This is a genomic window from Marivivens aquimaris (genome assembly GCF_015220045.1).
Lineage (GTDB): Bacteria > Pseudomonadota > Alphaproteobacteria > Rhodobacterales > Rhodobacteraceae > Marivivens > Marivivens aquimaris.
Map to the genome: position 1 here is coordinate 1080086 of NZ_JADBGB010000001.1, position 13268 is coordinate 1093353.

A 13268-nucleotide genomic window follows, 5' to 3' on the forward strand; every position below is an offset into this window, starting at 1 on the left:
CTGCCACGTTGACGCCCCTCGATTGCAAGGGACATACCAAGCCTTCCCCTCGGCAAAGCCTCGGAGACTGTGATCGACCAAATTTCTCCCTCAGGCCTCGGCTTGTGCCGCTGCCTCTACCGTTGCGTCGAATGCCAGCAGGATCGACGCGTGACGGTTCTTGTATTCACGAGCGGGAAGCAGAACCTCCAACTCGCCGAACGGAGCCGCCGGAACGGGACCGCCGTCTTTGAGCATGGCGCGGAGCTCGTCCCGCGCTTTTTCAATCTCGGCCCGTGTACGTCCGATCACGGTCCCACCCATGATCGCCGCCGAGGCTTGACCCAATGCACAAGCTTTAACGTCCTGTCCGAAGGAAGTTATAACGCCGTCCGTCATTTTTACGTCCACAGTCACTGTGGACCCGCACAGAGGTGCGCGTTTCTTCACCGTCGCGTCGGGATTTTCGAGCCGCTCGGTCAGCGGCATGTCCGCCGTGAGCGCCAGAATACGCGAGGAATAGAGTTGGACGAGATCGGACGTGTCGGACACTTTGATTTCCCTTTTGCGCTGGTCTGCCATAGATAGGCCGCAAGCTGCCGTAGGAACAGGGATAGCCGATGCCTTTTGATGCTGACAGTCTGAAATATAACGAAAGCGGGCTCATTCCCGTTATCGCGCAGGACGCCGAGAACGGCGATGTGCTGATGATGGCATGGATGAACGCCGAGGCCGTGCGCAAGACGCTGGAAACCGGCCGCGTGACTTACTGGTCCCGCTCGCGCCAGGCGTTCTGGGTCAAAGGCGAGAGCTCGGGCCACGTTCAGGAGCTGGTCGAGTTCACCTATGACTGCGACGCCGACTGTATTCTGGTGAAGGTGCGCCAGACGGGGCCTGCGTGTCACACCAACCGCCGTAGCTGTTTCTACCGCGCTGTGCGCGGCGGCGAGGTGGTGGAGTTGATGCAGCCCGAGGTCTGACGGTTCAGGGTGAGGAGGGGCGCTGCCCCTCTTGGCCGTTGGCCAATTCACCCCGGGATATTTTTTGCCCAAAGGCATTATGCGGGTGCTTGACGGAATTTCGCGCGCGGATTACGTGCGCGCTGCAACGCGGATTTTGGCGTTGTTCCGCATCTGCTAGTGGCGATTTGGGGCCGATCGGCAGACCTTTTCTGAAAGTTCGGTCAATGGTTGGAACGCCATTCTCCTCGGGTCATCCGCTTGCGGATCGTCGTGCCGATTTTGCTGCAACCATGGCGGCCAGTGCCGCGTGGGCGGATGCAGCCGAAGTGATGTCCAGCGCGCTGGAGCTTGCGCCCGATTGGGCGGCGGGTTGGTACCAATTGGGCGACTATTTCGAGAGTGCAGGCGATGCGGAGGCTGCGGCGTCAGCGTGGCGCAAGGCGATTGAACTGGAGCCGAGCGATCCGTTCGGCGCGGGGTTGAAGATCGATTTGCAGCGGGCTGTGCCAGTCGCCGAGACCATGCCTACGGCTTTCGTTGAGACCTTGTTCGATCAATACGCGCCGCGTTTCGAGGCGTCGTTGGTAGGCAAGCTGGACTATACGGGGCCGGATGTGATCATGCGGGCGCTGACCGATGTTGGCTTCGAACGTGCCAGCAAAGTCATCGACCTTGGGTGCGGCACCGGGCTGATGGGGCAGGCACTGCGGGATCGCTGCGATTGGCTCGGCGGGTATGACGTTTCGCAAGAGATGCTGAAGCAGGCCGCCCATAAAGGCGTCTACGATTTCCTTGGCAAGCAGGACCTCTGCGAGTTGGATGTGTCCGACATCCGCTATGATCTGATCGTGGCGGCGGATGTGTTCATCTATGTTGGTGCGCTGGAGCGGGTCATTGGCTGGGCCGCGAATAGCCTCGCGCCACGCGGGCAGCTGGCCTTTACCGTTGAGCGTGGCGATGCGCCGCTGGAACTGCGCGAAAGTCGCCGTTTCGCGCATTCCGAAGACTATGTGCTTGGCGTGCTGCGCCGTGCAGGGTTCAAGTACATCACGCTGACGGATTGCGTGCTGCGCAAGGATCGCGGCGAGGATGTGAAGGCGTTCTGCGTGGTGGCAGGGGTGGAGCCGCTGGTGTCGCGGTTCGATCGCGATGGCGGCGAAGTCGTCGCGGCCTGATGCGTGCTGAGGGGCTCTGCCCCTCAACCCCGGGATATTTTCAGCACAAAGGCAGGCCGACCATTTCGCGGATGTCGGTCGGGCTCGCGCCTTCCTCGCGGAATTTGCGGATCGCTTTGGCGTCATCGCGTTTGGCAAGGCGTTTGCCGTTCTCGTCGCGGATCAGGGCGTGGTGGTGATACTCGGGCGTGGGGAGTTTGAGCAGGCGTTGGAGGGCGACGTGGATGTGGGTGGCCTCGAACAGATCTTGGCCGCGGACCACATGCGTCACGCCCTGCGCGGCATCGTCGAGGACGACCGACATGTGGTATGAGCCGAGGAAGGTTTTGCGCGAGAGCACGATGTCGCCGACCGTTGTCAGCAGGTCTTCGGGCCGGAATTCGATCAAGCCGGTTTCGCCGTTCGGGCCGTGTCCGGTTTCGCGGAAATAGACGAATTCGCCCTCGCCAATGCGGTTCTCGCCGATCTGGATAGCCGTCAGGTCCATATCGAGCCGGAGCGCGACATTGTCCGGCATCGGGGTCAGGCTGTGCGGCATACCCGTTTGGTGGCGGCAGGTGCCGGGGTAAATGATCCCGTCAGGGCCATATTGCACCTCGCCTTCCTGCGGGGCTGAGGCGGAATCGAGGATGTCTCGGCGGGTACAGGTGCAGGGATAGAGAAGGTCCCGTTGCCAGAGCGCTTCGAGCGCTTGGCGGTAGGCGGGTAACCGGTCCGACTGGCGCATGACGGGTGTTTCCCACGTCAGGCCGAGCCACGCGAGGTCGTCATAGATTTGCGCTTCCCATTCGGGCTTGGAGCGTTCGCGGTCGATATCCTCGATCCTGAGGAGAAACCGACCGCCGTTCGCCATCGCCATGTCATGCGCGAGGATGGCGGAATAGGCGTGACCCAAGTGCAGCGGGCCGGTGGGGCTCGGTGCGAAGCGGGTCACGTATTGCATTAGCTTTGGGCCTCAAGCCACTGAGCGAAATCTTCTTTTGCGCGGTCAGTGTAGCCCTTGTAGCGCTCTTTGCGGCCCTTGCGTCCGCCGCGCATTCCGTCCAGCGGCGGGAACAGACCGAAGTTCACGTTCATCGGCTGGAAGGTTTTTGCATCCGCGCCGCCGGTGATGTGCGTGACAAGCGCGCCCATGGCGGTGGTGTTCGGCACGTCGGGAATTTCGCGGCCCTGAATTTCGGCGGCGGCGAGGCGGCCTGCCAGCAGACCCATCGCGGCGCTTTCGACGTAGCCTTCGACGCCCGTGACCTGACCGGCGAAGCGGATGTTCGGGCGGGATTTCAGGCGCATCTGGTTGTCGAGCAGCGTCGGCGAATTCAGGAACGTGTTGCGGTGGATACCGCCAAGACGCGCGAACTCGGCATTTTCCAGACCGGGGATCATGCGGAACACCTCTTTCTGGGCGCCGTACTTCATCTTGGTCTGGAAGCCGACGATGTTGTACAGTGTGCCGAGCGCGTTATCGCGGCGCAGCTGGACCACAGCGTAGGGCTTGTTTTCGGGATCGTTGGTATTGGTGAGGCCGACGGGCTTCATCGGGCCGAAGCGCAGCGTTTCGCGGCCGCGTTCCGACATGACCTCGATCGGCAGGCAGCCGTCGAAATAGCCAGCGGTTTCGCCCTCATGGAACTCGGTTTTATCAGCGGCCAGCAGCGCGTCGATGAACGCCTCGTACTGGTCTTTGGTCATCGGGCAATTGAGGTAGGCGGTGCGCTCTTCCTCGGTCTCGCCCTTGTCATAGCGCGACTGCATCCACGCGATGTCCATGTTCACGCTGTCGAAATAGACGATCGGCGCGATGGCGTCGAAGAAGGCGAGGCTTTCGGCGCCCGCTTCCTTGGCAATGGCCTGACCCAGCGCGGCGCTGGTGAGCGGGCCGGTTGCGATGATCCAGTGGCCTTCGTCGGGCAGTTCGGTCAGTTCCTCGTAGGAGACCGAGATATTCTCGTGCGCCATCAGCGCGGCGGTCACACTTTCTGCGAAGGGGTCGCGGTCAACGGCCAGCGCGCCGCCAGCGGGCAGGCGGTGCTTCGTGGCCATCTGCATGATGATGCCGTTCGCCTGACGCATTTCCCAGTGCAGCAGCCCGACCGCGTTCTGTTCGTTGTCGTCCGAACGGAACGAGTTGGAACACACCATCTCGGCCAGATTGCCGGTGCGGTGCGCGAAGGTTTCGACCTTGGGCCGCATCTCGTGGATAACGACTTTGATGCCTGCGTTGGCGGCTTGCCACGCGGCTTCGGATCCGGCCATGCCGCCGCCGATGATATGGAGTTCCTGTGTCATAACGGCGGATTTAGTAGAGCATGGCGCAAAAGAAAAGGGCCGCAACGCGTGCGGCCCTTCCGTTCGGCGTGTTTAAAGCGCGCCGAGGTTCAGCGCGAACTCACCAACGTACTCAGTGACGCTCGGGACTGCGTCGAACGTGGTGACCGAGGGGGCGCCGAATTCGTAATCGATCATGAAGCCGAGGGTGCCGGCGGTCACATCGTCGTTGCCTGCTTCATAGCGGGCCTGACCGAGCGAGACCTTGGCCGACACGGTGTCGGTGAAGTCATAGCCGCCGACCAGCGCGATGCGCGAGGTGGACGCCATGTCGAAGATCTCGCCGTACTCGGCTTCGAGGCCGATGGTGTACTGGTCGTTCAGCGCGTAGTCGCCGAAGCCGGTGAGGGTGTAGATGCTGTCACCGTCATCGTCCATGTACATCAGTTCCAGACCGCCAGCGTAGGTGCCCATGTCGAATGCGCTGTCGACGTTGACCAGAACGGTCTCGTCGTACTGGGCAATCGCGAAGGTCGCAGCGTAGCCGCCGTCCTTGTAGTCAGCGAAAACGTAGGGAACGGTCTCGTCATCCGAACCTGCGTCGTAAGTGTAGACACCGGCGCCGAAGGTGTAGTTGTTCAGCGCGTATTCCGCACCGACGCGGTAGAAGGTTTCGTTTTCGCCCTCGACATCAACGCCTTCGATGCCTGCAACGACGGTCCAGTCGTTAGTGACAGCGTATGCACCGTAAACGGTGAGAGCAGCGGCGGTCATGGTTTCGTCGATATCACCGTCGGTGCCGAGGCCCAGCGAGTAGCCGTTCAGCTGCGCGCCGAGGGTCCATGCGTCGATAGCGTACTCGAAGTCATAGGTCAGGTCGCCGGTGACGACGGTGAGGTCGCCCGCGTCATCGTCAAATTGGTTGTAGCCGAAATCGTAGTTGCCGCCGACGTAGGTAACCTCTGCGAAAGCAGCGGTCGAAGCGAGGGTTGCAACGGTGGCGAGGAGGATAGTTTTGGTCATTTACATTTCCCAGTTTCAGTAACTGCCGTCTCTGCCTTTTCCGGACCGTCCACAACCGAAAGCGGTCAGGGCCGGACAGGTTGCCTGAGACTGTGACAAAAAAGAAACTGAACAGTTCAGTTCGAAAATGTGTTCCAGAAAAGAAAAAAGCCACCGGCGAACCGGTGGCGAAAGGTGTTCCGAGGTCTGAGGCTCGGAGATCTGTGAAATGGGTAACCTTACACTGGTGAAATCCCTCGGCGGGGCAGAGTGATCCGGCCCCCACCGAACAGCACCAGCGGGATTGAAAACGCCAGCGCCGTTACGGGTGCATAGGTAATAAAGGGGTCAAGCGACGCATGGCTAAGCATGATGCCGACGTAGACCGTTAAATAAGCCACGCAAAACGCAGCCATGATTTTGGTTTTCCCGCCCATCACCAGCGAAAATCCGGTGAGGGCGAGAAGACCTGAAATGATAATTGCCGAGAGGCCGTGCGGGACGGAAACAGGCGAAAAGCTATTCACAAACAGGGTAGCGACCAGGACATAAACGACCAGAGCAGCCAGTAGAGATCTGAAAGTGAAAAGAATGAAGGACATTAGGTTCTAAAAAGGTCTTGGTTGGTGATCCCATAGGGCCATCACAAACGCGTTTGCACAATTCGCTAAGTTCGCAAACGCACCCTTGCAGAAATGTCAGGCGTGTCCTTTTGCCTTTAAAAACGCGTAGTTGATCCAGTCGAGCGTCGCCTCGATCACCGGATCACCTTTGCGCGTTTCGTGGTAGAGCACGAAAAGATCGTAGCTGATGCAGTCCTCGGACCCACCCAGCGGCGACAGCGAGTTGTATTTCCGCGCCAGCAGATCGGGCAGTACAGCCGCGATGCGGTTCTGCTGCGCCAGTTCGAACATCTGCATGAAGGTCGAGGCGGTCGCCACAGGCTCGGTGCCCATGACCTTGCGGCCCAGCTGGTTCGGCTGGGTATATCCCGTGGCCTCGGACAGCGACACCCACGCGCCGGCGGTATACTCGGGCGGCGCATAGACGCGGAACACCATCGCGCCGAGTTTGCGCGACAGGAGGCGTCCGCCTTCGGGCAGGCGGTCCTGAATGATGATATCGTGGTCGCCAAGCCCGCCGGGCGTCAGGCGGTCGGTGAACTCGGGCGCGATCGATTTCATCCGGCCTTCGGTGCCCAGCAGCGCGGGAAACAGCACCTGACTGCTGACGATCGGCGGCGCGCCGATGCGGACCGGCTGGCGTTCGTCGTTCGTGGTGCTGACGTGGTTAAGTTCTTTGTCGATATGGCCTTCGAAGGTCTCAGCGACCTCGATCAGACCTTTGACGAGCGGATTGGTCTCCCAACCGCGCGGTGTGCGCTGGAACGGCTCTGTGCCAAGCAGGTCGGCCAAGCGCTCCATACGGCGCGAAACGGTTGCGACATTGGTTCCAAGCAGGCGCGCCGCGCCGGACATCGAGCCGGCCTTACTGACGGCGAGCAAAAACTTGAGATCGTCCCAGTTATCCATGCACGAGAGCTTAGTATTAGAGTTGCGTAATTTTTAACCAAGCACACGCAAAACACGTACAATTCTATGTAGAATATACGTATTTAAATCAAGTGACCGACGCGCATACGCCGGTCACTTTTTTAGATTATTCTTCGGATGTTTCTTCTGCGTCTTCAGCCTGTTCGGCGACGCGCGCAACCGACACGACGATCTCGTCGGTGCGGGTGTTGAACACCTTCACGCCGCCCGCGCTGCGCGAACGGAAGCTGATGCCGTCCACGGGGACGCGAATCGACTGGCCGGTCGAGGTGACGAGCATGATCTGGTCGTCGAGGTCGACAGGGAAGCACGACACGATATCGCCGCCACGCATGTTCTTTTCGAACGCGGTGACGCCCATACCGCCACGTCCGCGCACCGGATAATCGTGCGAGGAGGTGAGCTTACCGATACCCTTGGCCGTGATGGTCAGAATGGTGTTCTCGGCAGCCGACATCTCGGCATAGCGTTCCTGGCTGATCGCGCCTGCAACTGCTTCCTCGTCATCACCGCCTGCTTCTTCCTCGGTCACACCGGCCATGGCGCGGCGCATCTTGAGGTAGCCTGCACGCTCTTGCGGGTCGGCTTCGAAGTGACGGATCACGGACATCGACACAACGTGGTCGTCGCCATTGAGGCGGATACCGCGCACACCGGTCGAATTGCGCGAGTTGAACACACGCACATCGGTGGTCGGGAAGCGGATCGCACGACCCGAGTTGGTCACCAGCATCACGTCGTCGTCTTCCGAACAGATGCGGGCATTTACCAGTTTCACATCGTCGGGCAACTTCATCGCGATCTTGCCGTTACGCATGACGTTGGTGAAGTCCGACAGACGGTTGCGGCGCACATCACCGGCAGAGGTCGCGAAGACGATCTGCAGGTCGTCCCATTCGTCCTCGTCACGGTCGACGGGCATGATTGCCGCGATCGACACGCCGGTCGGGATCGGCAGGATGTTGACGATGGCCTTGCCCTTGGCGGTGCGGCCACCCGAGGGCAGACGCCAGCACTTGAGCTTGTAGACCATGCCTTCGGTCGTGAAGAACAGCAGCTGCGTGTGGGTGTTCGCCACGAAGAGGGTGGTAACCAGATCCTCTTCTTTGGTCTGCATACCCGAAAGGCCCTTGCCGCCGCGCTTCTGCGCACGGAAGTCGACCAGCGGAGTACGCTTGATGTAACCGCCGGAGGTGACGGTCACGACCATGTCTTCGCGTTCGATCAGGTCTTCGTCGTCGAGGTCGGCAGCCCATTCGACGATCTCGGTGCGGCGCGGCACGGCAAAGAGGTCGCGGACCTCGCGCAGCTCGTCCGAGATGATACCCATGATGCGCTCGCGCGAGGCGAGGATTTCGAGGTATTCCTTGATCTTGCCAGCCAGTTCGGCCAGCTCGTCGGTGACTTCCTGAACGCCGATCTGGGTCAGACGCTGGAGGCGCAGTTCGAGGATAGCGCGGGCCTGCGCTTCGGACAGGTTGTAGGTGCCATCGTCGTTCACCGGATGCAGCGGATCGTCGATCAGCTTGAGGTATTCGATGATGGATTCAGCCGGCCAGCGGCGTGTCATCAGCTTTTCACGGGCCTCGGCGGCGTCTTTCGACGCACGGATGGTCGCAACGACTTCATCAACGTTGGTGACGGCAACAGCCAGACCACACAGGATGTGGGCGCGTTCGCGGGCCTTGCGCAGCATGTAAGCCGTACGGCGGGCGACAACGTCTTCACGGAAGCTGACGAAGGCCGAAAGGAAGCCGTAGAGCGTGAGCGTTTCGGGGCGGCCACCGTTCAGCGCCAGCATGTTCGCACCGAAGCTGACCTGCATCGGGGTGAAACGATAGAGCTGGTTAACCACGACCTCGGGGGTCGCGTCACGCTTGAGTTCGATCACAACGCGCACGCCGTTACGGTCGGATTCGTCCTGAACGTGGGCGATGCCTTCGATCCGCTTGTCGCGGGCGCATTCTGCGATGCGCTCGATCATGACGGATTTGTTGACCTGATACGGGATCTCGTCGACGACGATGGCCCAGCGGTCCTTGCGGATTTCTTCGTTGTGCACGCGGGCACGCAGAATGATCGAACCGCGACCTTCGAGGTAGGCTTTACGCGCGCCCGAACGGCCCATCATCACGCCGCCCGTCGGAAAGTCCGGACCGGGCACGTATTGGATCAGATCGGCGGAGGACAGATCGGGGTTCTCGATCAGGGCCAGCGTCGCGTCGATGACCTCGCCAAGGTTATGCGGCGGAATGTTGGTCGCCATACCGACCGCGATACCGCCAGCGCCGTTGACCAGCATGTTCGGGAAACGGGCGGGCAGAACCGAGGGCTCCTGGTCCTTGCCGTCGTAGTTGTCGACGAAATCGACGGTGTCCTTGTCGATGTCGGCCAGCATGTAAGCGGCGGGCTTGTCCATGCGGATTTCGGTGTAACGCATCGCTGCCGGCTTATCGCCGTCCATCGAACCGAAGTTACCCTGACCATCCAGCAGCGGCAGCGACATCGAGAAGTCCTGCGCCATACGGGCCAGCGCGTCATAGATCGCGCTGTCGCCGTGCGGGTGGTACTTACCCATGACGTCGCCGACCGGACGTGCCGACTTGCGGTACGGCTTGTCGTTGGTGTTTCCGCTGTCGTGCATCGCATAGAGAATGCGGCGGTGCACGGGTTTCAGACCGTCACGCAGATCGGGGATCGCACGGCTCACGATCACGCTCATCGCGTAGTCGAGATAGGACGATTTCATCTCGTCGATGATCGAGATCTGCGGCCCGTCGTGATGCATCCGCACAATCGGGGTTTCGTCTTCGTTTTCAGGGGTTTCCGGAGTATCGGTCACGTTGTCCGCCTGTCTGTCTTACGACTTTTTGGTATTTGGTTGCAGACTTATACCGCAGTCGCAACGCGGGGCGCAACCTGTGATCCGGCCCGCATTTTAGGGGTCTCGCCGGGGGCTTCGCGCCCCCGGACCCCCGCGAGGTATTTTTGTCAGAATGAAGCTCAGGCGCGCGGTGTCGGGCGGTCGAATACGCGGCGGCCAAGGAGGCTGGCAACGAGTTCCACCATCAGGCTGGCGGTCTTTCCGCGCTCGTCGAGCGAGGGGTTCAGTTCCACCAGATCGAGCGAGGTAACGAGGCCGCTGTCGCAGAGCATTTCCATGACGAGGTGCGCTTCGCGGACCGTGGCGCCGCCGGGAACGGTGGTGCCGACCGCAGGGGCGACCGAAGGGTCGAGGAAATCGACGTCGAGCGAGACGTGCAGCATCGCGTTGTCGGCCTTCACACGTTCGAGGAATTCGCCGAGCGGTTTGGCAATGCCCACTTCGTCAATGGTGCGCATATCGACTAGCGTCGCGGAGCCGTTGTCGCTGTCTTCAAGGAAGGCGCGCTCTTCGGGGTCGACGGAGCGCAGGCCGATCATGCCGACGCGCTCGACGGGGATGGTGGTGGAGAGCGGCGGAAAGGCGTCAAACCCTTCGCGGCCAGTGACGTAGCCCACCGGCGTGCCGTGCAGGTTGCCGCTGGTCGTGGTGTCGGGCGTGTGCACGTCCGTATGCGCGTCGAGCCAGAGGATATAGAGCGGACGGCCATCGTTTTCGGCATGGGCCGCGATCCCGCTGACAGATCCGAGCGAGAGCGCGTGGTCGCCTCCCATGAAGATTGGCAGGCCCTTGGGGGCATGTTCGAGAGCGGCAGCTGCCAGCGTTTGCGTCCAGCCGACGTTCTCGTCCAGCATATGCACGACGGGGTTGTTCGGCGCGCCCGCATCGACTTTGGCAGGCGCGAGGTTGCCGATATCCTCGACCGTATGGCCGAGGTTCGTCACGGTCTCGGGCAGGCGGGCCACACGGTAGGCGTCAGGGCCCATCAGGCAGCCACGGCGGCGTTTGCCGCAGTCGACGGGGGCTCCGATCAGGATCACATGGGTCATTACTGGCTCCTTGTTATTATACTGTGCGGCGGCTGGCGCGGATCGCCATGATCCAGATGATGGCAATGCCGAACGAAACGACAGCATTCCAGGCGGGCATGGAAAGGCCGAGCCATTGCCAGCTGATCTGGTCGCACATCACCAGTTTGGGGGCCGCGTCCACTGCCAGAAGGTCAGCGCCGCTCAGCGCGCCGAGGTCCTGACCGCTCCCCGTACAGGACGACGGACCGGCCCACCATTTCTGCTCCACGCCTGCGTGGTAGATGCCGATGCCGCCGGTCGTCAGTGCAGCCAGAAGGCCGAGCGCGGGCAGTATGGGGCCAGGCAGGAACAGCGCCGCGATGGCGATGACGATCGCCGCGCCATGCGGGTAGCGCTGCCAGAAGCACATCGCGCAGGGCGGCAGGCCCATCAGCTTTTCGAAGATGAAGTAAGCTCCGCCAAGCATTCCTGCGTGGGCAAGTCCGGCCAGAGCGACGATTTTATTGCGTTTGTTCATTAGAGGTATTTCACCAGATAGAAGCCACCGATCAGCACGACACAAAACACAATGAACACCAGACCCAAGCGCTTTTCGATGAAATCACGGATAGGTGTTCCGAATTTCCACAAGAGGCCCGCCACGATGAAGAAGCGCAGGCCGCGTGCGATGATGGCGGAGATGAGGAACGGGACGAGCTGGAACTGCAATACGCCTGAAGCGATTGTGATGACCTTGAACGGGAAGGGCGTCACGCCCGCGATCAGGACCGCCCAGACGCCGTATTGGTCGAACCGCGCGGCGAAGTCGTCGAAGGCGTGCATCTTGCCGTAGAAGGCGAGCACGGGCTCTCCGATCAGGTCGAACAGCGCATAGCCGATGAAATAGCCGAGCAGCGCGCCCAGCACCGACGACACCGTCGCGACGGCCGCGATCAGGAACGCCTTGTTCGGGCGGGCGATAATCATCGGGATCATCAGCACGTCCGGCGGGATCGGGAAGACCGAGGATTCAATGAACGACACGAGCGCGAGCGCCCAGAGAGCGTGCGGACCCCGCGCAAGCGACATGGTCCAGTTATAAAGACTACGGATCATCGGAAAAAACAGCTCGTAAATAAAATGGAGGAGGCGAGCGGAGCGCTCACGCGGGAACACAATTGCATGTCTGCCAGTTAAGTTCGAGAGCTAACGGAGGATCAATCCATGAAATGGCAAGGCAGACGCCAAAGTACGAACATCCAGGACCGGCGCCGTATGGGCGGTCGGGGCGGCGCCATCGGCGGTGTCGGAGGCTTGGGTGTCCTTGCCATCGTCGTCATCGGCTGGTTCCTCGGGGTGGATGTGTCGCCCATCCTTGATGGCGGGCAACAGATGCCCACGGGCCAGTCGCGCGAGCTCACTGCAGCCGAGCAACAAGAGGGCGAGTTTGTCGCCGTCACGCTGGCCGATACCGAAGACGTCTGGGACACCGTGCTGCCCGAGCAGGCGGGCATCCAGTACCGTCCGCCGCAGCTCGTGCTGTTTTCGGGCGGCACCCAGTCCGATTGCGGCGGTGCGAGCGCCGTCACGGGGCCGTTCTACTGTCCGATTGACGGGATGATCTACCTCGACACGCAATTCTTTACCGTGATGGACCGCCAGCTTGGGGCAGGGGGTGACTTTGCCGCTGCCTATGTCGTGGCGCACGAGGTCGCGCACGCGGTGCAGGACCAGCTTGGCATCCTCGACCAGACGATGCGTCTGCGCCAGCGCTCCTCCGAGGCTGATGCGAACCGCATTTCGGTGATGACCGAACTTCAGGCCGACTGTTTCTCGGGCATCTTCGCCCGCTATGCGCAGGACGCTCTGGGCACGCTGGAGGCAGGCGACATCCGCGAGGCGCTCAATGCGGCGCGCCAGATCGGTGATGACACGCTGCAACGCAACGCTGGCCAGAGAGTGCAGCCGCATACATTTACTCACGGCACCTCCGAACAGCGCCAGCGCTGGTTCGATACAGGCTTCCAGACTGCCGATATGGGGCAGTGCAACACATTCGAAGCCCGCTCGCTTTAAGTGCGTTGACGTTCCTCTGGCGCACGGCTAGAGGAACGGTGTTGGCCGGTATGGCGGAATGGTAGACGCAGCGGATTCAAAATCCGCCGATGGTAACATCGTAAGAGTTCGAGTCTCTTTACCGGCACCAACTTTTTCCACTGATTCAATAGAATAGCAGTTCCCGCGCAGGGCAGTCGTGCCTTGATCGCGCCATTTTCCGTTTTCGAATGTGGCGGAAATGCGGCAGCAATGTGGCGGTCCTTTCGGGTTGCAATCTGAGAACCCCCGTTCCTGACGCCCGAATCATGTGCCACAAAAAGGTCTCATTCGGGTAGTTGGCCGTCTCGATTGCGTGAAACGGGGTCCGCAAAACGCGTACA

The 13268-nt window shown here is 61.0% G+C and carries 13 protein-coding genes and 1 tRNA gene; 4 read left to right on the forward strand and 10 right to left on the reverse strand.

Going from position 1 to position 13268, the window contains the following annotated elements:
- Positions 1-90: 90 nt before the first annotated feature.
- Positions 91-531 (reverse strand): iron-sulfur cluster assembly scaffold protein, encoded by a 441-nt coding sequence (locus tag IF204_RS05390; RefSeq protein WP_194095268.1) that lies wholly within the window; start codon positions 529-531, stop codon positions 91-93.
- A gap of 68 nt (positions 532-599) precedes the next feature.
- Here IF204_RS05390 and hisI point away from each other — a divergent pair, with 68 nt between their 5' ends.
- Both hisI and IF204_RS05400 read left to right on the forward strand, forming a co-directional pair.
- Positions 600-959 (forward strand): phosphoribosyl-AMP cyclohydrolase, encoded by a 360-nt coding sequence (gene hisI / locus IF204_RS05395; protein WP_194095270.1) that lies wholly within the window; start codon positions 600-602, stop codon positions 957-959.
- 206 nt (positions 960-1165) lie between these two features.
- On the forward strand, positions 1166-2116 hold the full coding sequence (locus IF204_RS05400) for a class I SAM-dependent DNA methyltransferase (RefSeq protein WP_194095272.1): 951 nt from the start codon (positions 1166-1168) through the stop codon (positions 2114-2116).
- Positions 2117-2156: 40 nt separating this feature from the next.
- On the opposite strand, the gene gluQRS is transcribed toward IF204_RS05400, so the two are convergent.
- The 9 genes from gluQRS to IF204_RS05445 form a co-directional block, all read right to left on the reverse strand.
- Positions 2157-3059, reverse strand: coding sequence for a tRNA glutamyl-Q(34) synthetase GluQRS (gene gluQRS / locus IF204_RS05405; protein ID WP_194095274.1), 903 nt, complete (start codon positions 3057-3059; stop codon positions 2157-2159).
- Positions 3059-4402: a methylenetetrahydrofolate--tRNA-(uracil(54)-C(5))-methyltransferase (FADH(2)-oxidizing) TrmFO gene (trmFO, locus tag IF204_RS05410; RefSeq protein ID WP_194095276.1), complete on the reverse strand. Its 1344-nt coding sequence runs from the start codon at positions 4400-4402 to the stop codon at positions 3059-3061. Before trmFO ends, gluQRS begins: the two co-directional genes overlap by 1 nt.
- Before the next feature lie 72 nt (positions 4403-4474).
- Positions 4475-5404 carry a hypothetical protein gene (locus IF204_RS05415; protein WP_194095278.1) on the reverse strand — a complete coding sequence of 310 codons (930 nt, stop codon included), beginning with the start codon at positions 5402-5404 and terminating at the stop codon, positions 4475-4477.
- 218 nt (positions 5405-5622) lie between these two features.
- On the reverse strand, positions 5623-5985 hold the full coding sequence (locus tag IF204_RS05420; RefSeq protein WP_194095280.1) for a hypothetical protein: 363 nt from the start codon (positions 5983-5985) through the stop codon (positions 5623-5625).
- Between the two features lie 96 nt (positions 5986-6081).
- Positions 6082-6915 (reverse strand): LysR family transcriptional regulator, encoded by an 834-nt coding sequence (locus IF204_RS05425; RefSeq protein WP_194095282.1) that lies wholly within the window; start codon positions 6913-6915, stop codon positions 6082-6084.
- 127 nt (positions 6916-7042) lie between these two features.
- Positions 7043-9778: a DNA gyrase subunit A gene (gene gyrA, locus IF204_RS05430; protein WP_194095284.1), complete on the reverse strand. Its 2736-nt coding sequence runs from the start codon at positions 9776-9778 to the stop codon at positions 7043-7045.
- A gap of 161 nt (positions 9779-9939) precedes the next feature.
- The gene (gene rocF, locus IF204_RS05435) at positions 9940-10869 is read right to left on the reverse strand and encodes an arginase (RefSeq protein ID WP_194095285.1); all 930 of its coding nucleotides are present in this window, start codon (positions 10867-10869) and stop codon (positions 9940-9942) included.
- A gap of 16 nt (positions 10870-10885) precedes the next feature.
- Positions 10886-11368, reverse strand: coding sequence for a disulfide bond formation protein B (locus tag IF204_RS05440; protein ID WP_194095287.1), 483 nt, complete (start codon positions 11366-11368; stop codon positions 10886-10888).
- Positions 11368-11946 carry a YqaA family protein gene (locus IF204_RS05445; RefSeq protein WP_194095289.1) on the reverse strand — a complete coding sequence of 193 codons (579 nt, stop codon included), beginning with the start codon at positions 11944-11946 and terminating at the stop codon, positions 11368-11370. Before IF204_RS05445 ends, IF204_RS05440 begins: the two co-directional genes overlap by 1 nt.
- A gap of 108 nt (positions 11947-12054) precedes the next feature.
- Here IF204_RS05445 and ypfJ point away from each other — a divergent pair, with 108 nt between their 5' ends.
- Both ypfJ and IF204_RS05455 read left to right on the forward strand, forming a co-directional pair.
- Entirely contained in the window at positions 12055-12906 is an 852-nt protein-coding gene (ypfJ, locus tag IF204_RS05450) for a KPN_02809 family neutral zinc metallopeptidase (RefSeq protein WP_194095291.1), read from the forward strand.
- A 44-nt stretch (positions 12907-12950) separates the two neighbouring features.
- Positions 12951-13036 (forward strand) — tRNA-Leu (locus IF204_RS05455).
- Positions 13037-13268 lie beyond the last annotated feature (232 nt).